This is a genomic window from Vibrio sp. FE10 (assembly GCF_030297155.1).
GTDB lineage: Bacteria > Pseudomonadota > Gammaproteobacteria > Enterobacterales > Vibrionaceae > Vibrio > Vibrio apostichopi.
In genome coordinates this window covers 63,543-85,882 of the sequence record NZ_AP028068.1, presented here as the reverse complement: position 1 = coordinate 85,882, position 22,340 = coordinate 63,543, and the positions used below count along the sequence as shown (strand labels likewise).

Genomic DNA, 22,340 nt, shown 5'->3' with positions numbered 1-22,340 from the left:
TTAGAGGTTAGAGGTTAGAATCTAGAACAACGAACGTATGTACTCTTTTACTCGTTCGATATGCTTGTTCTGATCGATTTCGCAGCGTTGGTTAGCTTCAAGGAATCGCTCCGCGTATTTGTCATAGATTTTGTTTTCTAAGAACAGTAGATACAATTTTGGATCGATATGACCGCTGGTAGCCATATCGGTCATGATATTTAGTGATTCGCTTAATAGTTTGCCTTTCTTATAAGGGCGGTCACTGGAGGTGAGCGCTTCAAATACATCAGCGATCGCCATCGCTCTAGAAGGCAGAGGCAATTGGTCTTCGTTTAAGCCTCTCGGGTAGCCCTTACCATCAATGCGCTCATGATGTCCGCTGGCAATATCAGGAATGTTCTTGAGATAAGAGGGGTAAGGGAGCTTATTGAGCATAGTGAAGGTTTGAATGATATGGTCGTTGATCATAAAGCGTTCTTCGTCGTTTAAGGTGCCACGACGAACTTTCAAATTGTGCAGTTCGCCCTGGTTGTATTTTACTTCACCGGGTTTGAGTACAAACGCTTCTTGCCACACATCTGCTGGGTTAAAGCCATTATCCCACGGTATTTTATGTTCCGGTTTATCAGCAAGCAGTGGCTCCATCACCGGTAGTGTTTGGTCTTTGCTTGCTGGCTCAGCTTCATTCTTCTCAGTTGTGCTTTGTTGTGCATTAAACCTCTCTTTTTCAGACCAAGATAACCCTAGCTGATCGTCGAGTGTTCGTTTCCACTGACGCTTGGCAATTTGGTCTAAGCGTTCTAATTGCTCGTCCGTCATCGACTCCCCGCCAAGGTTGCACTGTGCAACGAAGGCAAACTCTTCATCCAATTCAGACAAACTTTGTTCGAGTATTTTAAGTTGCTCTTCTTGGAGCGCACCGTTCGCCATGGCTTTCCAATAATCGGTTTCAGCTTGTTGCTTTAATAATTCAAAACGCATGCGTACTTCGTGGATTCGGTCATATATCGTTTCTAATTTTGTTGCCTTATCTACCACATATTCTGGTGTCGTCACTTTGCCACAATCGTGCAGCCAAGCGGCTAACATCAGCTCTTCCCATTGTTTGTTATCGAGTGAGAACTGAGGGTAGTAACGGTCATCATCAATGGTCGCTTGAGTTAGCCACTTAGTGAGTTCTGGGACGCGTTGGCAATGTCCGCCCGTGTAAGGCGATTTGGTATCAATCGCAGAGGCGATCAATTCGATGAAGGCATTCAGCATGTCTTTCTGTTGCTGCATTTGGTCAATGTTGTCTTTAGCTATTTCGGCAAAGCTTAATAGCTCTCTTAAAAAGGCGTGTTTATCTGCCTGTATCTTGGTGATCGGTCTTTCATAGCCAATCACAACAATGCCCACCAACAACTTTTCACGATTCAATAAAGGAAAAAGATACAGGTCTGAATTGAAGATAGAATCTTGATAATAGTTAAGAACATTATCCTCTCGGTTGAGGTGAATGGTCTCACCCGATTTAAGCTGACACAGCAACCAAGGGGTATGCTTGATGAAGTCATTGATGTCGGCCTTGAAGGGAAGAATGGCGAGGTTGGCTGCCGTATCAAACACATCCTTTTCTTCGGACTGAGTAAACAGCACGATGGTTTCAGCCTTGGTAATTAGATAGCTTTGATGGGCAATGTTCTTGGCTAATATCGAAAACTCCTGATTACCCGCTGTGTCTCGCAGTAAATTAATCAGATCATGAAGTGTGTGCTCCATCAGCTCAATGGAGTGGGCGAGGTTGGCCACTTCTTTGATCATGCTCTTAGGGTAATGGGTTCTTCTGAAATCAAATCGAGCAATGTTGTCAGTCAGCTGCATGAGTGTATTGAGTGGCTGAGAAAGGCGATTAGCGACCAACCACACGATACCGAAACAGATAAACAACATACCAATCGCTACGGCAACTTGTTTATCACGCATCGAGATTAGATCAGAAAGCAGATCATTGTGTGGCGTCGCTTCGGCCAAATAAAGGGTGACGTCTTGTGTCAGCTGGACGGGCGTTAATGTTAATGCCCAAGTGTTTAGGTTGTACTCGATGTTCTTTAAATTGAGGTTGAATTTCTCTTCATCAGAAATAAGAGGGGCTAGAACAGACGACTTTAAGGCGGCCATTTGATCACGTTTAGGGATGTTGAATAGTTGCTGGCTTTGTTCGCTACCGGATCTTTTATTGTCCTCTACGTTGCTATTGGTGCGGTTGTTATCACCTATGGGGCTTAAGTTGGGTATTGCTAGGTCAAGTTGGTGTTGGCCTAACAGGTTGAAATGTTGGTCAAACAAAGCCAAGCGACTCTGTGGTGAATAGGCGAGTTGGCTTATTTGAGAGGATAAAGAGTCCAAAGTGAAATCAGCGCCAACCACATGATTACCCTCGTAAGTTCGCCTTGAAAGGGTGATGCCGTTCTTCTTAAGAAAGTAAAACAGATAAGGCTCAGAGAGTTTTATTGTTCCATCGGGTTTAGCGTTGCGGAACCAAGGTCGGGTGGTAGGGTCAAACTCACTCTCTTGTTGCACGATGCTCAATACCTTATGTGCGCCATCAAGATAAGAGATAAGGTTCTCGCCTTTGAGGTTGATCGTGCTGACCATCATCGTGGCTTTGGCTGGTGCGTTGTTTTCAAGTCTTTGTTTGTTGGTGCTCAGTGGGCGGAAAATCCTAAACTCTCCATCATCAGATCCGTAAAACAGCGCGACTAAATTGGTATTTTGTTTGAATATGATGTCTATCGAGGCAATCCAAGATTCCTGCTCAGTAGACGAAGTTTGATGAGACACAAACGGGCTTACAGCCATCACATTCAAGGTTGTGATAACGGGCGCGATGGCTTGCTTAAACACTGATTCCAGTTTGTCGCGATGTTCATTACTGATTTCGCGCACTGTGCCTAACAACAACTCTTGCGAATGGCGGTAGCTTATTGAGATAAGTACGGCACCAACAAGTGTTGTCAAAATCAGGAAAAGGCTAGTGATGTGGATACTCAGCGGATATCGTCTTCGTCTCATCAAACACTCCAGCTTGTTAACTGGTATAAGTATTGACGAACTTGGGTAGGTTGCAAAAAATTGGTGCAATTAAGAGGTTGGTTTGGATACGCAGTGCTTTACTGTGACTAAGTGAAATAACAATAAAGCCTTATCTTTAAGTGCTATTTGTCACTTTCAGCTGATAAACTGGTTAAATTGTTGCCACGAGGCACTCCTTTTCAAAAAGTGGTTCAGGGATACCTTTTTGAAAAACGTTTAAAGACCAAGCTATGAGGGCATTGATTCATGGAACTTAAAGTAGACACTCACACCCACACATACGCAAGTGGTCATGCATACAGCACGCTGATCGAAAACGCGAAATCGGCAAAACAAAACGGTTTAGCTATGTTTTGTACTACTGACCATTCCGAGTCTATGCCGGGCGCGCCACACTATTGGTTTTTCAGTAACCAGCGTGTGCTTCCTCGTTTTATTGAAGATGTCGCGATTATTCGTGGTGTCGAGTCCAACATCATGAACACACAGGGCGAAATTGATATTCATCCGAGTGTCGATAAGAACCTAGATTGGGTGATCGCGAGTTTTCATGAGCCCGTTTTTCGCCCATCGGATGTTGCCACTCACACAGAAGCGTTGTTGAATGTGATTAAAGGTGGTCGCATTGACGCACTTGGTCACTTAGGGAATCCTAATTTTGATTTCGATTTTGAAGCTGTGATTCAATGCGCGGCAGAACATAACGTAGCAATCGAAATTAATAACACCACGCTTAAAGGCAATAGCCGCGTTGGCAGTGTTGATCGCTGTTACGAGATTGCAAGAATTGCCAAAGCGAAAGGGGCATTTATTACCACAGGAAGCGACGCGCATTTTTGCGTAGATGTAGGCGGGTTGGATCTCGTGTCTTCATTACTTGATGAAGTGGGCGTAGATTCGAGCAAGGTTATTACCCATTCGCCAAAGCAATTCCTAGCCTTTTTGGCATTACGTGGTCGCCAATCTATCGCCGAGTTTTCGGCATTTGAGTAATGGTTTGCCCGGTGTTGTTTAATTTTTAATAGTTGATTAGCTAGCCAGTTTGCATTTCGACACAATCAATTTTTGTGCCTGGCGGATTTTTGTATACACTAGCCGAAAATAATAAAGTCGAAGTGCCGCAATAACGATGGCGCTATCTTCAAAGACATCGCTTCACCTGGAGAAACAATGAAAACTCGCTCAATCCTTTTATCTGGCTTAATCGCTGCTTCGCTATTGTCTGGCAACGCTTTTGCTAATGTTGACCTTAAAAAAAACATGCAAGAAATGAAGCTTGCGTTCAAACAAGCGGCAGAAGCTCAAAACATTGAAGAGATGCAAAAGCCTATCGTACGTATCGACACGCTAGTTGCTGAGCTCAAAACGGGTGTTTACCCAATTGAGAAAGAAGAACACTTCATGGAAGGTTTCAAAAAGATCAGTGCATCGATTGATAGCATTGAGAAGAAGCTAGACCAAGGTGAATTTGAATCAGCACAGCAAGAGCTTCGTACTATAGATGGCCTTCGTGAAGAGTATCACGAGAAGCGTAATCCAAGCATTTGGAGCAAGATCTTCGGTTAACCTGCTAATCAATAGAGTTTGCTTGCTAGATACGTAACAAAGAGTAAACCTCAAGATTCGATTTCTAAAACGCTGCCTTACATTACCCTCTTTATAGGAAGGTGTAAGGCGGCGTTTTTTATTGTCTTTTTAAAAACAGTTTGTTATGTCGAGTTTCGCCACATTTTCTGGCCTCTTTCGTTGTAACCAGTTTTTAACTAAAAAGAGTGTGCGTTAGCTTCAATTTTTTAACCTGATGTTAATCTTTACGTTTACCTATATAGCAAGTGCCTCATAATAAGGGAAATTTATAAAGATTAGGAATAATGCGCCGAACCTCGTTCAACTTCTCCATGTTACTTGCTACAGCATTAAGCTGGGTGCTAGTGACATTAATGCCTGTTATCAATGCTCATGGTAATAGTGCGGGAGTATGGGCGTCGTTATGTACGGTCAACGGCTTTGAACTGGTTCAAATTGAAGAAGGCGAACCCAATACCCACAAAGGTAAGCCGTGTCCCTTTAGCCATTTTTCCACGTTTCACCAAGACGAACTTCCAACTACACTACTGACAACTCGACTGAGTTCTATTGTCTCAGACAGCTACGCTTTTTTGGCTCTAAGCGAACGCTACACGAGGCAAGCCCCACGTGGCCCTCCCTTTGATCTTGCTTATATCTAACCCACTAAAATAATTAAAAAATAAAGTATTAAGTAAAGTTAACCATGCTCAGATTACTTTCTGGTTTTTCAGAAGGTATGTTTGCGTGTGTCAAAGGAAATAATAATGTTGAGAAATGAATCTCAAGATACTGCGAAAGCACAAGCTAATTCGCAGTCTAAAAGCAGTGTAAAAACGAAAGACCGCAATAAAACCCTCTACTTCCTCACTTGGCGCTGGCACTTCTATGCTGGGCTATTTGTTATCCCGTTTATGTTAATGCTAAGCATTACAGGCTTGGTGATGCTGTTTGATGATGAAATCGAACTCGCTTTCCATCACGATGCGATTGAGATTGTTGCATCGGGCGAACCGATTAAGGTGTCGCAACAATTAGCTGCCGTACAAAATCAATACCCACAAGGTTCGGTGACACAATTTGTACCGAGTAAAGCGCCTGATCTGGCCAACCGCTTTTCGGTAGCACTTGAAGACGGAACGTCTGTTTTCGCCACGGTGAATCAATACACGGGCGAAGTGGTAGGAGAAATCCCGCGCAGCGACAGCCTTTATCAGCTCGCGAATGATATTCATGGAACATTACTGATTGGCGATTGGGGTGATTACCTGATTGAGATTGCAATCAGCTTGTCGATCCTTCTGTTAGTGAGTGGAATCTATTTATGGCTTCCTCGAGATAACGCGAGCCGCGCTGGCTTTCTTAAGCTTAGATTTGCTTCAGGAACACGTGTATTAATACGTGATTTGCATGCGAACATCGGTGGGACACTGTCATTCATTCTTCTGTTGTTTATTCTCTCTGGATTATCATGGACAGGTTTTTGGGGCGGTAAGTTAGTGCAAGCATGGAGTACGTTTCCTGATCAAATGTGGGACGACATTCCTCTTTCTAACGAAACGCATGCTTCTTTAAATCACGGCTCTGAAGAGGAAATGCCTTGGAACCTAGAGCAAACACCACTGCCTTTGTCTCAAGATAAGCCAGCCGAACATGTACATCACACAGAAGAGGCGACTGAGCCTCATGATCATTCTAAGATGGGTGAGGATCATTCTCAGCATGTATTATCTGCGAGTAATTTCTCTATTGATGGTGTGATAGCAAAAGCTCAATCACTTGGTTTTACGCAGTATAAAATCAATTTCCCACGTTCAGAGTCGGGTGTTTACACCGTGGCCGCGAATACTATGGGAGGCGACATCATCGACCCAACCCAAGATCGCACAACTCACCTCGACCAATATTCTGGACGCATTCTAGGAGAGGTGACGTGGCAAGATTACAATTTATTCGCCAAAACTTTAGCCGTTGGTATCTCTCTGCACCAAGGTGACATCAGCATCATCAACAAGCTTTTAAACGCGTTGTTCTGTTTGGCATTCATTGTGGTGTCGGTGACTGGCGGAGTCATGTGGTGGATGCGCAGACCTTCAGGTCAAAGAAAGTTGGGAACGCCACCGAAGTTTGGTGATGCAGGCTTATGGAAAGCAGGCTTAGTGACAGTGGTTGTCATTTCGGTACTGTTTCCACTCGCGGGTGCGACGATTGTGACTGCAATGCTATTGGATTGGTTGCTGTTTTCACGCGTTGAGAGATTCAAGACGGCATTGAGTTAGTTGACATGCAAACGGACTTTCTCGATTTGAGAAGGTCCGTTTTATTAATCAGGCGAGTGCTTCTTTTGTAAGGAAGACTTTAGACTTGATACAGCTCTAGATTTGATAAAGCTTTAGATCTGATAAAGCTCAAGCGGCAGGCCGTCTGGGTCTGCGAAAAACGTAAATGATTTTCCCGTAAACTCATCAACTCGAATCGGTTCGACTTCAATGCCTTGTTCTTCTAGATAACTTTTGACATGTTGAACGTCATCAACACAAAAAGCCAAATGCCTCAGCCCTTGAGCTTCTGGAAAGCTTGGTCTTTCAGGTGCGTTAGGGAAGCTGAATAATTCTATTTGAGTGCCATTAGGCAGTGCTAAGTCGAGCTTATACGACTGGCGCGCTTCACGATAATTCTCAGCAATCACCTCAAGCTTTAAAACTTCCGTATAAAAGCGTTTAGAAACTTCGTAGTCTGAGCAAATAATGGCGGCGTGGTGTATTCCTTTCAGCATCAGTTTATTTCTCCTGCCAATTTGTCACCCAAGTGCTCCATCGCGTAATCAATGAATACACGCAGTCGAGCTGGCATGTACTTGGTTTGAGCAAACTGCATCGCGATAGCGCCATGGTAATTACTCTTGATGGTCCAATCTTCCAATACTTGAACTACAGAGCCTTCAGCTAATGCATCTTGAATCACGAAGTCATGGAAAATACCCACACCAAGCCCTTCTTTAACGCCTTTCAATCGCATCTGAGAGTGGTTCACAGCGTAACGTCCGCTAACGGGAACTGTGTAAAACTCATCATCTTTAAGGAAGTCCCAAATGTGGTCTTTATCTGTTTCTGCAAGGTATAAGCAGTCGTGCTCAGAAAGCTCGGTAGGGTGGTGAGGAATTCCTTTGGCATCTAGATAGTCGGGGCTCGCACATAACACGAGGTTCGTTTTTCCGAGTTCTCTTAAAACTAAACTCTCGTCTGGCTTATCGGTAAGGCGAAACGCAATGTCGATGCCTTGGCGCAATATGTCGATGTCGCCATCAGCCGCCCTTAGCTTGAGTTGAATCTCTGGGTACTGATTTAAGAATGGAACAACGAAAGGCTGTAATACCGAGTTCAAGAAGGCTTCTGGTGCCGCTACTGTTATAGAGCCTGCAGGTTCAGTATGGTCAGAGGTAGACAGCTCAACCGCTTGTTGCGCCGCATTAATCATAACCACGCTTTGGTCATATACCAACTGACCGGCCTGCGTGATGATCAATGTACGAGTGGTACGTTCAAATAGCTTTACTGAGAGCGCTTTTTCTAAACGTGTGATCAATTTACTCAACGCTGAAGGTGTCACGCCTAGCTGCTTTGCTGCAGCGGTAAAGCTACCTTCATTCACAACTAAGATAAACGAGGCGAGATCGGGAAGTAGGGCGATGAGTTTTGGGTTAATCATAAGTATCCAGTTAGACTGATTTCAACGGTGGCCATAACCTTGATTGTGAGTGATCTTTTCTGATTTGTGAATCAATTTCATTAATTGATACGCGCAATAGTAGTCGTGATGGAAGCCGTTCTTCTGTTATTCCTATTTCATATTACTCAGTTATTCACATCTCAAGTCAATATGGCGATTCCGTTGCTTCAAATTGGTTGTTAGATGCTTTTGTTATATGAATGTAAATACTTGTGATTGCTTGTTAAATTTCAATTAAACGGTGTTAGTATCCTCCCAACTTATGCTGAATCGAATCAGCTATATTTTCATCGTTCGAAGAGAACTTTTAACTTCGAGTTCGGAAGAGCGAAAGCATAGTCAGAGGTAAGTATTGTGCAACGTACTGATATCACCCCAACGCACTCTCCCGCGTTAGCCGCGTTAATTAATAACGATTACGAGCTTAATTTCCAAGAGTTTATGGACCAAATACAGCTGGCAAATAAACCCATGTCTCTGGCGTCTATTCGGTTCATATTGGATAACATCGAGCTGAGTAAAGAAGAGATCAAGTCGTTGGCAAGTTTCGATAAAGAAACATACTGCCGACAAAGGCTTTTCAAAAACGATCATTGTGAAGTTTTAATTTTGAGCTGGCTTAACGGGCAAAGAAGTAAAATACACGATCATTTGAATACGTCTTGTGGCGTAAAGGTTCTACATGGGCAAGCAACGGAAACCTTGTTTGAAACAGCGGCCAATGGCCATATTTTTGCTTCTCAGTCGACCCATTTCCAAGAGGGCAGTGTGACCGTAAGTAAAGATAATGATATCCATCAGATATCGAATCTACAGGCTGGCGATGAGCCGCTCATTACGTTGCACGTGTATTCTCCCCCTTTGAGCCAATTCCACCTCTATCAGCTAGAGAACGGCAAGTCGGAACTGCTCGATATACAACAAGAGTGCTGGGCCTACGAGATTTAAAGTGCGTTAAACGGAGACAACTTTCTACTTAAATGGCCATGATAAGGTTAAAACGAGGTGTAGAAAGTCTGTCGTCTAATCTTGCTTTAACGTCATGCATTATAAAATTTTATATTATTTATGAACTTAGCATATCCATGGTAGTCATAGGGCTCACAAATATAAAATAATGAGCTGGAATAAATTATGACTAAACGTGGGTTAGTGTCTGTGGCATGTGCCACGCTGTTGGGTGGAGGTGTGTACTTCTATTTTCAAACTTCAACGCCTCCTGAAGCATTTCCAACCCTGACGGTTGCCACGGGGACGATCGAAAAGCAGGCGGTTGCGGTTGGGTATATCGTTCCCGCTCACTCTGTGTCTATCAAATCTCAAATCGATGGGATCGTTGGTGAAATCTATGCCGGTGTTGGTGAGTACGTAACGCAGGGTCAACCGCTTATTAAGGTTCGACCTAACCCTACCCCGAAAGCGTTGACCGATGCCTCGACTGAATTGATGCGAAGTGAGGCGAACATTGAGTCAGCAAAACAACAACTCGCTAATTTGCAGAGTTTAGTTGAACAAGAAATCATTCCTAAGAACTACGACGAATATGTGACTGCACGTTCCAATGTGAAATCAGCACAGGCTGACGTTATGCAAAAACGTCAGAACCTTGAGTTGATTCAAAGCGGGGAGTCAACAATTGGTAACTCTCGCCTAACCTCAACCATTTACGCTCCGATAGACGGTACGGTGTTGAATCGAAAAGTCGAGGTAGGAGAACCGATTATTTCTACTGAATCGAGCCAAGCGGCAACAGAAATGATGTCATTGGCCGATATGAACAGCCTGATTTTTAAGGGCAGTGTTAGTGAGCATGATGCCGCACAACTTACTCCGGGGATGCCAGTAACACTGACCGTTGCACCTTATCCAAGTATCGAAATAGAAGGGGTACTGACTAAGATTGCGATTCAGTCTGAAAGTCTTAACTCGACAGCTGATAGTAGTTCGGGCAAAAGTTTTGATAACGGTTTTGAAGTCGAAGTTGGCGATCTCAAAATACCGCAAGACGTCCGGTTACGTTCAGGTTTTTCATCATCGGCTCAGATAATTCTAGTCAAATCAGAAAATGTACTCACTCTACCAGAGCGCGCACTGCAATTTGAAGGCGATAGCCCTAACGTATTAATCCCAGACAACTCAGAACAAGGCTTCCACAAACAAGCGGTAAAACTGGGTCTATCAGATGGCATCAATGTCGAAGTCATTGAAGGTGTGGAGTTAAACGAAGCCGTCATCGATAACAGTATGATGGGGGCAGTACATGGTTAAGCCAGCGCTGTTTAGTTGTTCACAACGATTAGACAAACCTCAGTCAACTCGTAAATCGGCCCTGTTGAGTATCGGTAGCTTGCTATTAGCGACAGTGCTCAGTTGCCCTTCATATGCCATTTCTATAGAACAAGCATGGCAGCAAGCCAAACAGACGGATCCTGATTATGAGAAAGCCCGAATTGGTGTTCAACTCGGTGAGAGTTCGGTGGATTTAAGTCGCAGCTCTTTATTACCCGCTTTAAGCGCGAGCGCTTCAGCAGACTGGAGCGAAGACCGCAGTAGTTCAAATCGGTATGGTGCAGAGCTGTCTCAGGTTATTTGGGATAGTAGCCTGTGGTCTGAATTAGATAAAGCACAATCAGATTATCTGAAATCCCAGCTGGAATTGGCTCAAGCACATAATGATTTGGCGGCTAAGTTACTTCTGGTTTATCTCGATATAGGCAGCGCTCAAGGTAACTTACAGCTTACCAACAGTAAGTTAGAGGAAGGCAACAAGCTGCTAAAAATCTTCGAAAAACGCTATCTAGCAGGCAAAGTGAAATCGATTGATGTGGAAGAGATGCGTGCTAATCAGTTGTCTGACAAAGCCAATATTCTGCGAGCAAAGGCAGAGTTAGAAAGTAAAAAGTCAGAGCTGGAAGCGCTGATAAACCAAGCTCCTGATTCGGTCGATCAAATTCGTACTGAGAACTTGGTTGAGCCTCCTATGCTGGTGGCTTCTCAGCAGCAATGGCTCAAGCTAGCGAGAAATAATAGCCCTGAATTATTGGTTGCCATAAAAGACGTTGAAGCGCGCGAGCTAGACAAAAAGTCTGCCCAAGGAGGTTATTACCCGACAGTTAAAGGGCAAGTGGGCTATAACGACAGTGATCGGTTGGACAACGGTGAATTCAACGCGGGTTTAACTCTTAGTGTTCCTATTGATTTAAATGGTTCAACACGCGCCAAAGTGGACCAAACTTCGCTTAACTTGTTGACGACTAAGCAGGATTTACGAAAGGTTGAAATAGACATCAAGAAGCGAATTGATCAGAACTTTACTCAAGTGAAACTCAACTGGGAACGAGTGTTAATGGCGCATGATGTTGTAGCGTCTCGCGCAGAGGTGTTGAGTAGCAAAGAAAAGTTATACGACGCGGGTTTCCTAGAAGCCTCGGATGTTATCAATGCACATAACAGCTTATTTGATTCTAGGTTCCTTCTACAGACCAACTTATATGATTATTGGCGTCAGAGAATAGGCCTGCTACAGACAACCGGTAAATTAGATGATGAAGCGATGGCACTGATATCTCAGGCGCTGCACCATGGTTAATCTTTTCCTTCAGACTTGGCAAACGTTATTGGCGCATCGGATGAAAAGTGCCTTGGCTATTATCGCAATTTCATGGGGCGTGCTGTCTGTTGTTGTTTTAATGGCGTTAGGGGAAGGCTTCTATCGTTATCAAACGAAGTCTTTCTCATTTTTGGTCAATGACACTCAGGTTGTATTTCCCTCTAGTACGAGTAAACCTTGGCAGGGCTTGCCCTCAAGGCGCGAAATAGATCTTGAACAAGATAAAATTGAGCTGCTCCAGCAGGCTGGTTTTGTTAAAGAGGCGTCTGCTGTTTACCTTAAATGGGATACCAGCGTGACTAACACTCAAGGGCATAATATTGGGAGTCTGGTGAGTGGTGTTGCTCCCTCTTATTTTCCTATCTCACAAAATAAGTTGCAGCCTGGTTCACGAAATATTTCGGTGACGGATATGGAAAACCACACACGAGTGGTTGTATTAGGTGATCGAATTGCTCAAATGGGCGGAGTCGATATTGGCGATCATATTAAGATCAACGGTATTCCATTCTACGTAATAGGTGTGATGGTCGATAATGAAGGAGGGATCTCTTTCGGTGAGAGTCGACGAGTTTTTGTGCCCCAAACTACTTATCTTGATCTCTGGAACGATAAGCCATGGCAACTGTTATTAAAGCCTGTAGAAGCCATGGATTCCGCATCGTTTAGACGTAATATTGTTAATTTTTTTGCTAAACAGATGCACTTTGACCCTACGGATAAAGATGCGGTCTATCTGCCTGACTTTAGCGAGGGTGGGGACGTGATTACCGGTATCTTTCGTGGTATTCAAATATTCCTGACGACCAGTGGCGCTATGACTATGGCGGTTGGCGCTTTGGGTGTGGCTAATATCATGTTTCTCTCTGTTACGGAAAGAACTCGAGAAATTGGTGTTCGGCTGGCGATTGGTGCAACACAGGGTTCCATCATGTCTCAGTTTATTATTGAGGGGCTTATTTTAGTTACCTTAGGATCCATCGTGGGATTAATGGCGTCCTTTGGTACGGTTTATTTGCTTGGCTCGATGGCGTTACCAGAATGGATTGGATCACCGGTTATCACGTTGAGCTCGATTGGAATGGCGTTAACGGTGACACTGATTCTGGCGTTCTTAGCCTCTTACTTTCCTGCAAAACGGGCGTCTCGTCTAACTCCTGTTGATGCACTCAGTGCGAGGGCTTAATCATGCTATTACCGATGAGACAAATCTTTCAGGAAATGTCTGCAGAAAAGCTACGACTTGGGCTCACGATTCTGGCTGTTGCGTGGGCAACCTTGTGTATTTCAGCGATGCTATCGGTGGGAGAAGGCATTAGGCAAGGCGTGCTTAAAACGGCACAAAATGGCAATGGTAATTTGATTTATCTATCAGAGGGGATGGCTACGGTTGATTATGGATCTTTTCATCAGGGCAAGCCGCTGACACTAACAGTAGAAGATACGAAAGTTGTAGAGGCTCTGCCTAACATCAAAGCTGCGGTGCCGACAGCTGTGTGGGATGAATCACTTACTGTTGGGGAGCGAGGGTCTTGGAAAAAAGCGTTAGCGGTAACGACTGAATTTCAGTCGGTGACGAATTTCAAGACACGTCCAGGAGGGCGTTGGTTTAATCCTCTAGACCAAAAGCAACAACGCAAAGTCATCGTGTTGGGTTACCTTTTAGCGGCCGATTTGTTCAACCCTAATGAAAGCTTTAGCTGGTTTGCTACTGTCAAATTAGAGGTCAATCCCGTGGGGAAAACAGTAAAAATTGGCAGCCAAGAGTTTACGGTGATTGGTGTACTAGAGAAAAACAGTGCCAAGGTTGAACAGGGAGATAGCATCAATTATTCGAGCTTTGTTCCTTTCTCTACATGGCAGCGTTTTAATATTAACGGTGACATTAGTGGTATCAACGTTCAACCTCATGATGGTGTCGACAGAGTCAAACTTGCCGATACGATTCGTCAGGTTATTGCGCGCAAACATGGTGCCAGTGTCAGTGATGAGCAGGTCGTTCAGGTTGAGGATATGTTTCTCAAACAAAAAACGATGCAACAATTCTTAGTTGGTCTGCAGGGGTTCCTTGGTGTGATTGGTTTTATCACTTTGGCAGTGGCGGGTATAGGTATTGCTAACGTGATGTATGCAACGGTGAAACGCTCCACAAGAGATATTGGCGTGAGAATGGCGGTCGGTGCTACTCCAGGGATGATTCGCATGCATTATCTGGTTCAGTCATTGATGACCATGATGATGGGTGGTTTATTGGGCTTAGTGATTACTTATACACTGATTGCTGTGATTCGCTCGTTAGAGCTTGAAGGCAATATGTTTTATGAGCGTCTTGGTAAACCTGTTCCTGAACTTTCATGGTTGGTTGTCACCATTGTTGTTTTGACGCTGGTGGTTATTGGTGTCGCTGCGGCTTGGCTCCCGGCTAATCGTGCGGCGAAAGTGACTCCGATGGAGGCACTACAAAGTGAATGATGAGATCAAAGACAGCGGAGAAACCATGTCTAACAAATTCTTAGTGGAACTCTCAAATATCGGTAAACACTACTCAAACGGTGATACTGAAATACGTGCATTAGACGGTGTCGATCTCTCGATTGAGAAGGGAGAGTTTTTGTCTATTTTAGGCCCGTCAGGATCCGGTAAATCAACGCTGATGAATATGCTTGGTTGCCTTGATAAGCCGACGGAAGGGGAGTATCAGCTAGATGGAAAAAATGTTGCTGCGTTGAGTGCTAATGATCTTGCAGGTATTCGGAATCAAAAAATTGGTTTTGTATTCCAGAGTTTTAATTTACTTGAGTATGCATCTGCATTGGACAATGTTGCTCTGCCTCTCGTGTACTCAGGGATCAAAGCCAAAGAGCGTCGTAAGCGTGCGGCGGCATTACTTGAACAAGTAGGGTTGGGCGATCGACTTGACCATAAACCGAATCAACTGTCTGGTGGTCAGAAACAGCGTGTCGCTATTGCTAGAGCTTTGGTTAATGACCCTCAGATTATATTAGCTGATGAGCCAACAGGGGCTCTGGATTCCAAGTCTGGCGCTGAGATAGAGGCTTTGTTTAATCAGCTTCATGCTGAGGGCCGAACATTGATTATCGTGACGCACGATAACTCGCTGGCTGAACGAACTAAGCGCATAGTGACGATCAAGGACGGTAAAGTATTGTCTGATCGCCAAGGGTTACATTGCTCAACCTAGAACCTAGAACCTTGCAGCTTTCACTTAGAGCCACTTCCTCACGAAGTGGCTTTTTTCTTAAGTGTCTAACACTGATCTTGTACGGACGATATTGAGTGAACTACACTGATAAAAAAGCTAGGTAAGTAACAGATGAATAAAGAAAATTTCCCTATAGAGTTAAAACGACTTCGTGAATCACTCTCTATTTCACAGGAAGAATTTGCAGAGTTGCTTTCCAATTCTCATAGAGCGTTTTTTGGTGTCAATCAGGTGATGGTCAGCCAGTGGGAAAGGGCAAAGACGTTGCCGAGTTTTGTGCGTCGTCTTGGTATCGCGAGTTTCTTTCAGGTCGATTACGACTTTTCCGTTGAAGAAATGGTACAGGTGAAAGCGGCAACCAAGAACGTGGAACGCCCATTCAGTATTGATATTGGTTATGACTATGAGGTGACGAGTGTTGAGTCATATAATATGGGAGCACTTCCAGCGAAAAGGCTTAAGTCGATTCAAGGAATGCATCTAAAAACCTATGGCAAAGATTTTATCGAGGTTTCTCAGCATCTGGGTGTGAAAAAAGAAGATATGCAGGTGCTTTGTTTTCTTTTCGAGGGGGTCATTATTGGTCATGTGGTGTATGACGGCGTAAGTAAGATGCTTTGCAGTGTTGGCGCGGTTAGCATTGTGATTCGTCGTAAGATCTTCGATTACATGGCGGATAATTTGTCTGATACTGAGTTTCGCTTTCCGACCCTTGACCCTGCTATGTGCCAGTTCTTGTATGACCTGTATTTAGAACCTTATATGAGTAAGCTCGGCATGCCGTTTTTCAAGGCAGATATCAAGAAAGTGGTGAAAAATCCTTTTTCTCAGAACATCCAAAATAAACACGATATCTACTTTAAGTATATCCGTTACCACGACCTTAAGCAGAAGAAGAAAAGTGTCGAGTTTGTTTTAAGCTCTAGTCTGTAAGAGTGCTCTACATGACCAATCTTAGGTCGGTTAAAGGCAGAGGTTTTGAGTACAAGAAGCCTTGATAGCGATCAAACCCTAGCTGCTGGATCAGTTGACGTGTATCTGTGTCTTCAACGCCTTCTGCCACGGTTTCAATGCCAGACTCTTTGCAGTATGCCAAAGTACGCTTAACTAAATCGGAGCTTGCTGGCTCAATACTATTCACAATCGATTTATCGAACTTCACTTCATCGACATTAAGGCTAATCACCTTATTCATGTCTGAATAACCGATACCAAAATCGTCGATAGAGATTCTGACGCCCAGAGACTTAAAGCGCTTTATCTGCTCACAAAGCTGCTCATCTAACTGATCATTTTCACTTAGCTCAAAGGTAAGCTGTTCTGCTTTGAAAGATGCATTCCAAAGTAATTCACGAACCTTTTCGACATTATCAGGGTTTGCTAGCACTTTCTTGCTGATGTTTACCGCCAAGCTTAGATGAATGGAAAGCGATTTGACCTCCGTTAGAGATTGTTCAAGCACGCTAAAGAAGATTTCTTCTTCATAACCCAATGCAAACGCGCGATCAATAAACACGCCCGGAGAGAAAATTCCTTCTTCTGGAATATCTAAACGAAACAGCGCTTCCACTCCAGTCACTTTCTCGACACTAGGCTGCACCTTTGGCTGATAAAAGCAGGTGTACCAGTCGTTTTCGAAGGCTTCTTGAATGGTGTGATCGGATAGGGTCATGTGTTTGTTTCTCATTTTGTCTCATTTACATAGCGGCGTAACGGTCGCACATTCTGAGAGAAGCAGAGAATCATCACTATATCGTTCTGAGATGAAAAATTGATATTTGATATGAAAGCGAAATTAGACAGGAACGGAAGGGGATTTGACGTTAAAAAGAACAGGTAAGACGCGTTTATGTGCCCTGTGTCACTGGGATGAACTATTATTAGTGCCTGTGATTCATTAATGTTTTTCCAACTAAAGGGATAATCGAGAAGGGGATGTTCAACTAGAATAGGGGTATAAGTTTTACAGTGTAAATGATCGAATTGAAATCGTTTACATCCCCTACATAATGCGGCGCGCGATGCTGCTGAATAATAATTAGGAAGGAATAGACAATGTCTTCTGCATTTTACCAACAGATTCAAACTCAAATCGAAGAAGTTAAAGAAGAAGGTCTTTACAAGTCTGAGCGCATTATCACTTCTGCTCAAAAAGCAGCGGTTTCTATCTCGACTGGTGAAGAAGTACTAAACTTCTGTGCAAACAACTACTTAGGCCTTGCTAACCACCCTGACCTTATCGAAGCTGCTAAAGACGGTATGGATCAACACGGTTTTGGTATGGCTTCTGTTCGTTTCATCTGTGGTACTCAAGACTCTCACAAAGAACTAGAGCAAAAGTTATCTACGTTCCTTGGTAAAGAAGACACTATCCTTTACACATCTTGTTTTGATGCAAACGCTGGCCTATTCGAAACGATCCTAGGCAAAGAAGACGCAATCATTTCTGATGCTCTAAACCACGCATCTATCATTGATGGTGTTCGTCTATGTAAAGCAATGCGCTTCCGTTACTCGAACAACAACATGGAAGAGCTAGAGCAGCAACTTATCGCAGCTAAAGAAGCAGGCGCTCGTCACACACTAATCGTAACTGACGGCGTGTTCTCAATGGACGGCGTAGTCGCTAACCTTCCTGCTATCTGTGACCTTGCGGACAAGTACGGCGCACTAGTGATGGTTGATGACTCTCATGCAGTTGGCTTCATGGGCGAAAACGGCGCGGGTACTCACGAGTTCCACAACGTTGTTGACCGTATCGACATCATCACAGGTACGCTTGGTAAAGCAATGGGTGGCGCTTCAGGCGGTTACACTTCTGGTAAGAAAGAAGTGATCGACTGGTTACGTCAACGCTCTCGTCCATACCTATTCTCTAACTCTGTTGCACCTGCAATCGTATCTGCGTCTATCCGTGTTCTCGATCTTCTAGCGGAATCTGGCGACCTACGTACTCAACTATGGGAAAACTCTGCTCACTTCCGTACTCGCATGGAAGCAGCTGGTTTCACTATGGGCGGTGCTGATCACGCAATCATCCCAATCATGCTGGGTGATGCAAAAGTAGCGGCTGAATTCGCAGAGCGTGCACTAGAGAAAGGCATCTACGTGGTAGGTTTCTCTTTCCCTGTAGTACCAAAAGGCCAAGCTCGTATCCGTACGCAAATGTCTGCTGCACACTCACGTGAGCAACTGGATCGCGCAATCGATGCGTTCATCCAAGTTGGTAAAGACATGGCTATCATCTAATTTTAAAGGGGTGCCTTGTGCATCCTTTGATTAGATAGAGCAACACCTAATAGCACATATAGATTTTTGATTCTCGCCTTACAGTTAGGCGAGATGAACTGGATAACATTATGAAAATTAAAGCACTTTCTAAGCTTAAGCCTGAAGAAGGCATCTGGATGACTGAGGTTGAAAAACCTGAAATGGGTCATAATGATCTTCTTATCCGTATTAAGAAAACTGCAATTTGTGGTACTGACGTACATATCTACAACTGGGATGAGTGGTCACAAAACACAATCCCAGTACCTATGGTAGTAGGTCACGAATACGTGGGTGAAGTTGTTGGCATTGGCCAAGAAGTTCGTGGTTTTGAAATCGGCGACCGTGTATCTGGCGAAGGTCACATCACATGTGGTCACTGTCGTAACTGTCGTGGCGGCCGTACTCACCTTTGTCGTAACACAACAGGTGTTGGTGTTAACCGCACTGGTGCGTTCTCTGAGTTCCTTGTGATTCCTGCGTTCAACGCATTTAAGATCCCTGCAGAAATCTCTGATGATCTAGCATCAATCTTTGACCCGTTTGGTAACGCAGTACACACAGCGCTTTCTTTCGACCTAGTAGGCGAAGACGTGCTAATCACTGGTGCTGGTCCAATCGGTATCATGGCTGCTGCTGTTGCTAAGCACGTTGGTGCTCGTCACGTTGTAATTACTGACGTAAACGAATACCGCCTAGACCTTGCTCGTCAAATGGGTGTGACTCGCGCAGTAAACGTAATGGAAGAGAAGCTTGAAGACGTAATGGCTGATCTTGGCATGACTGAGGGCTTCGATGTAGGTCTAGAAATGTCTGGTAACCCATCTGCGTTCAACAGCATGCTGACTAACATGAACCACGGCGGTAAGATCTCTCTACTAGGTATTCCACCATCAGACATGGCAGTAGACTGGAACCAAGTAATCTTTAAAGGCTTGGTTATCAAAGGTATCTACGGTCGTGAGATGTTCGAAACTTGGTACAAGATGGCTTCTTTGATTCAGTCAGGTTTAGACCTAACGCCAATCATTACTCACCACTACAAAGTGGACGACTTCCAGAAAGGCTTCGACATGATGCGATCTGGTATGTCAGGTAAAGTGATCCTAGATTGGGAATAATTCTGAGTTAGGAAGCTAACTTAAGAAAGCTTAATAGAAAGGCGACAGTTATTACTGTCGCCTTTTTTGTATTTAAATGAGTAGATAAAACGTTATTTAAGGCTAAAAAAAAAGAGCTGAATGCTTAAGGCAGAGTGCGAAGTGGTGAACGAGGGTAAACATGTGCTAGATGATTAACTAATTATTGTGGCACTCCGACACAAAGGATTATTTATAACGCGTTCTGTCATTAATAATGTTATTTATTGGGATGGTGAATGCAATTCCACTTTTTTAGTGAAATTGCAGACCCAAATAGTGAAATAGATAGGTGTGCTTTCTGTATGATTCTTAACTAATTTTAATTAAATCATGGTTTTAACTATGAAGTTACGTTCAATTATTTCCACCTGCGCGCTATTAAGTTGTAGTCAAGCTTTAGCTAATGAGCCTAAAACAGTCACCTGCGAGTCAAACAAACCGGGAACAGTAATGGTTCAAGAAGATGAGTTGTTTGTGGTCGTCAATGACGCACTCATCCGCAATTCAGACTACTGGCAAAACTTTCTGGATGGCAACATTCAACTCTGTACCACTCACGTAACAGACATGAGTGACCTGTTTTCTAAAAACAAATACTTCAATCAGGACATCAGCCGTTGGGACACCTCTCGTGTGACTAATATGGACCGCATGTTTTCTGGTGCCAAGCGCTTTAACCAAGATTTAACTTATTGGGACGTCAAGCGCGTCTCTCGTCATACCGACTTCGCTAAAGCCAGTGGCCTGTCTGAAGATAGCCTTCCAACTTTTACGCAATAACGTCTATTCAACCCTAGGACAATATAATGAAAAGAACCATAACCTCACTTCTTGTGGGCGCCGCCGCGCTTGCTAGCCAAACTGCTTTTGCTGCTGATATCTCAGTAAAGTGCCCTGACCAAGCCGTTAACTCAGTGATGTTTGAGAATGGCAAAGTTTATGTCGTGGTGGATAACGCTCTAATTAAAAATAAGACTTTGTTAGATAATTTAGAGCAAGGTCATATCCGCTTGTGCACCACACAGGTGACGGATATGAGTAGAGTGTTTTATGACCAAGTTAATTTTAATACAGATATTAGTGATTGGGATACATCAAATGTGACGAACATGGCTTGGATGTTTTACAAAGCACGAGTTTTTAATCAAGACATAGGACATTGGGATACATCTAATGTTACAGATATGAGTACTATGTTCTCTTGGGCACATTCATTTAACCAAGATATAGGCTATTGGAATACATCAAGTGTTCAAAGAATGGATTTTATGTTCAGTTCTGCATGGGTATTTAACCAAGATATAGGTTATTGGGATACATCAAGTGTTCTGAATATGAGTTCGGTGTTCTGGAACGCATACGCGTTTAATCAAAATATTGGTCATTGGGATACGTCTAATGTAACAAGTATGAAGGATATGTTTAGAAAGGCAGAATCCTTTAATCAAGATATCGGTAATTGGGATACATCAAGAGTTCTGGATATGAATGCGATGTTCTGGCAAGCATACGCGTTCAATCAAAATATTGGTAATTGGGATACGTCTAATGTGGAGTTTATGCAAAGTATGTTCAGTGAAGCACTCGCATTCGACCAAAAAATTGGGAATTGGGATACATCGAATGTAACCACTATGAATTACATGTTTTTTGAAGCAAAAGCCTTTAATCAAGATATTGGGGATTGGGATACATCAAGAGTATGGGTTATGAATAAGATGTTTTCTGGCGCAGAAAAATTTAACCAAGACATTGGCAATTGGTATACTTCACACGTAGCTTCAATGGATAATATGTTTTCTGGGGCAAAAGTATTTAACCAAGATATTGGTAATTGGAATACATTGAGTGTGAAAAATATGAAAGAGATGTTTTCTAATGCTTCTGCATTTAACCAAGATTTAACCAATTGGAATGTGAGCAGGGTACTGGGGCATACTGACTTTGCCAAAGACAGTGCTCTGACTGAAGAACAACTGCCGTATTTTGTAGACTAACCCTCTCATCGGTTTAACTAAACAAAGGCCAGTGTTGATGGATTCAACGCTGGCTTTTTTGTTTACAAGTGATGCTGGGATAACAGAGCGGATAAATTCCAATAAAAAGTGGCGGCAAAAATGGCGGCATTCATTGTAAAAGAGCGTTATTTATGGGTGTAAATCGCCACTTGTTACTGTTTTTATATACACTGAGATTAGAGTAAATCGTTGATTTTATAGTAATATTACTTGTTTTTGTTAAGTTCTACGGCATATTTTCTTACAGTGCTTACTTGTTTGTAGGCGTTAAATAGGAAGAAAGGTGGGGAAAGACACCTCCTATTGAAGTGGGGGAGTTATAACAACGACTGAAACTGTCGCCACTGTGTCGCCATAAACTTTGTGCATTAACATTAAATTGTTGTTTTGTAAGGTTTAATTTTTGTTTTGTACATAATGGCTTCACTAATCCAGTCTGGTCTTGATCTAACACCAATCATTACTCATCACTACAAAGTGGACGACTTCCAGAAAGGCTTCGACATGATGCGCTCTGGTATGTCAGGTAAAGTAATTCTTGATTGGGAATAAGCTAAAGGAGTAAACACTCCCTCGCTTCCTGATTATTTGAAAATGCCCCAAAGAGATTTGGGGCATTTTTGTTTTCGGGGAATCAATTAATTCTTGATGTCGCTGAATGGCCATTTTGTCTCTCGTTAGTCTTTAAAATACGCGTAATAAACTGCGTTTAATTTTTAAAGAGG

Annotated in this window: 19 protein-coding genes and 1 pseudogene; 16 read left to right on the top strand and 4 right to left on the bottom strand. The window is 43.3% G+C overall.

Annotated elements, in window-relative coordinates; genetic code table 11:
* Positions 1-21 precede the first annotated feature (21 nt).
* A complete protein-coding gene (locus QUF19_RS17510; protein WP_286301539.1) occupies positions 22-3,036 on the bottom strand; it encodes an HD domain-containing phosphohydrolase in 3,015 nt (1,004 codons plus the stop codon).
* Positions 3,037-3,303: 267 nt separating this feature from the next.
* Between QUF19_RS17510 and QUF19_RS17505 the strand changes: the two genes are divergently transcribed.
* The 4 genes from QUF19_RS17505 to QUF19_RS17490 all read left to right on the top strand — a co-directional run bounded on the left by QUF19_RS17505 (position 3,304) and on the right by QUF19_RS17490 (position 6,902).
* Entirely contained in the window at positions 3,304-4,050 is a 747-nt protein-coding gene (locus tag QUF19_RS17505; RefSeq protein WP_286301537.1) for a phosphatase, read from the top strand.
* A 177-nt stretch (positions 4,051-4,227) separates the two neighbouring features.
* Positions 4,228-4,623 (top strand): cytochrome b562, encoded by a 396-nt coding sequence (locus QUF19_RS17500; protein WP_004730193.1) that lies wholly within the window; start codon positions 4,228-4,230, stop codon positions 4,621-4,623.
* 305 nt (positions 4,624-4,928) lie between these two features.
* Positions 4,929-5,285 (top strand): hypothetical protein, encoded by a 357-nt coding sequence (locus tag QUF19_RS17495; protein WP_026084120.1) that lies wholly within the window; start codon positions 4,929-4,931, stop codon positions 5,283-5,285.
* Positions 5,286-5,390: 105 nt separating this feature from the next.
* On the top strand, positions 5,391-6,902 hold the full coding sequence (locus QUF19_RS17490; protein ID WP_286301528.1) for a PepSY-associated TM helix domain-containing protein: 1,512 nt from the start codon (positions 5,391-5,393) through the stop codon (positions 6,900-6,902).
* Positions 6,903-7,015: 113 nt separating this feature from the next.
* Here the strand turns inward: QUF19_RS17490 and gloA2 are convergent, their stop codons facing one another.
* The gene (gene gloA2, locus QUF19_RS17485) at positions 7,016-7,399 is read right to left on the bottom strand and encodes an SMU1112c/YaeR family gloxylase I-like metalloprotein (RefSeq protein WP_286301527.1); all 384 of its coding nucleotides are present in this window, start codon (positions 7,397-7,399) and stop codon (positions 7,016-7,018) included.
* Complete coding sequence (locus tag QUF19_RS17480; RefSeq protein WP_286301525.1) at positions 7,399-8,331, bottom strand: LysR family transcriptional regulator; 933 nt, start codon at positions 8,329-8,331, stop codon at positions 7,399-7,401. Before QUF19_RS17480 ends, gloA2 begins: the two co-directional genes overlap by 1 nt.
* 375 nt (positions 8,332-8,706) lie before the next feature.
* Between QUF19_RS17480 and QUF19_RS17475 the strand changes: the two genes are divergently transcribed.
* The 7 genes from QUF19_RS17475 to QUF19_RS17445 all read left to right on the top strand — a co-directional run bounded on the left by QUF19_RS17475 (position 8,707) and on the right by QUF19_RS17445 (position 16,118).
* Positions 8,707-9,300, top strand: a complete 594-nt coding sequence (locus QUF19_RS17475; protein ID WP_286301523.1) for a cysteine dioxygenase — start codon at positions 8,707-8,709, stop codon at positions 9,298-9,300.
* Positions 9,301-9,486: 186 nt separating this feature from the next.
* On the top strand, positions 9,487-10,620 hold the full coding sequence (locus QUF19_RS17470) for an efflux RND transporter periplasmic adaptor subunit (protein WP_286301520.1): 1,134 nt from the start codon (positions 9,487-9,489) through the stop codon (positions 10,618-10,620).
* Positions 10,613-11,941 carry a TolC family protein gene (locus QUF19_RS17465; RefSeq protein WP_286301518.1) on the top strand — a complete coding sequence of 443 codons (1,329 nt, stop codon included), beginning with the start codon at positions 10,613-10,615 and terminating at the stop codon, positions 11,939-11,941. Before QUF19_RS17470 ends, QUF19_RS17465 begins: the two co-directional genes overlap by 8 nt.
* Positions 11,934-13,148, top strand: coding sequence for an ABC transporter permease (locus QUF19_RS17460; protein WP_286301515.1), 1,215 nt, complete (start codon positions 11,934-11,936; stop codon positions 13,146-13,148). Before QUF19_RS17465 ends, QUF19_RS17460 begins: the two co-directional genes overlap by 8 nt.
* A 2-nt stretch (positions 13,149-13,150) precedes the next feature.
* The gene (locus QUF19_RS17455; RefSeq protein WP_286301514.1) at positions 13,151-14,434 is read left to right on the top strand and encodes an ABC transporter permease; all 1,284 of its coding nucleotides are present in this window, start codon (positions 13,151-13,153) and stop codon (positions 14,432-14,434) included.
* Positions 14,435-14,459: 25 nt separating this feature from the next.
* Positions 14,460-15,164: an ABC transporter ATP-binding protein gene (locus tag QUF19_RS17450; RefSeq protein WP_102312109.1), complete on the top strand. Its 705-nt coding sequence runs from the start codon at positions 14,460-14,462 to the stop codon at positions 15,162-15,164.
* 132 nt (positions 15,165-15,296) lie between these two features.
* Complete coding sequence (locus tag QUF19_RS17445; RefSeq protein WP_286301506.1) at positions 15,297-16,118, top strand: helix-turn-helix transcriptional regulator; 822 nt, start codon at positions 15,297-15,299, stop codon at positions 16,116-16,118.
* A gap of 7 nt (positions 16,119-16,125) precedes the next feature.
* On the opposite strand, the gene QUF19_RS17440 is transcribed toward QUF19_RS17445, so the two are convergent.
* A complete protein-coding gene (locus QUF19_RS17440; RefSeq protein ID WP_102307159.1) occupies positions 16,126-16,857 on the bottom strand; it encodes an EAL domain-containing protein in 732 nt (243 codons plus the stop codon).
* 383 nt (positions 16,858-17,240) lie between these two features.
* Between QUF19_RS17440 and QUF19_RS17435 the strand changes: the two genes are divergently transcribed.
* The 5 genes and pseudogenes from QUF19_RS17435 to QUF19_RS17415 form a co-directional block, all read left to right on the top strand.
* Complete coding sequence (locus QUF19_RS17435; protein WP_017094962.1) at positions 17,241-18,434, top strand: glycine C-acetyltransferase; 1,194 nt, start codon at positions 17,241-17,243, stop codon at positions 18,432-18,434.
* Between the two features lie 110 nt (positions 18,435-18,544).
* Positions 18,545-19,576, top strand: coding sequence for an L-threonine 3-dehydrogenase (gene tdh / locus QUF19_RS17430; protein ID WP_004730216.1), 1,032 nt, complete (start codon positions 18,545-18,547; stop codon positions 19,574-19,576).
* 363 nt (positions 19,577-19,939) lie between these two features.
* Entirely contained in the window at positions 19,940-20,377 is a 438-nt protein-coding gene (locus QUF19_RS17425) for a BspA family leucine-rich repeat surface protein (RefSeq protein ID WP_102560557.1), read from the top strand.
* Between the two features lie 26 nt (positions 20,378-20,403).
* Entirely contained in the window at positions 20,404-21,594 is a 1,191-nt protein-coding gene (locus tag QUF19_RS17420; protein ID WP_286301492.1) for a BspA family leucine-rich repeat surface protein, read from the top strand.
* Between the two features lie 432 nt (positions 21,595-22,026).
* A pseudogene (locus QUF19_RS17415) lies at positions 22,027-22,167 on the top strand (L-threonine 3-dehydrogenase); the annotation flags it as partial.
* Between the last annotated feature and the right edge of the window lie 173 nt (positions 22,168-22,340).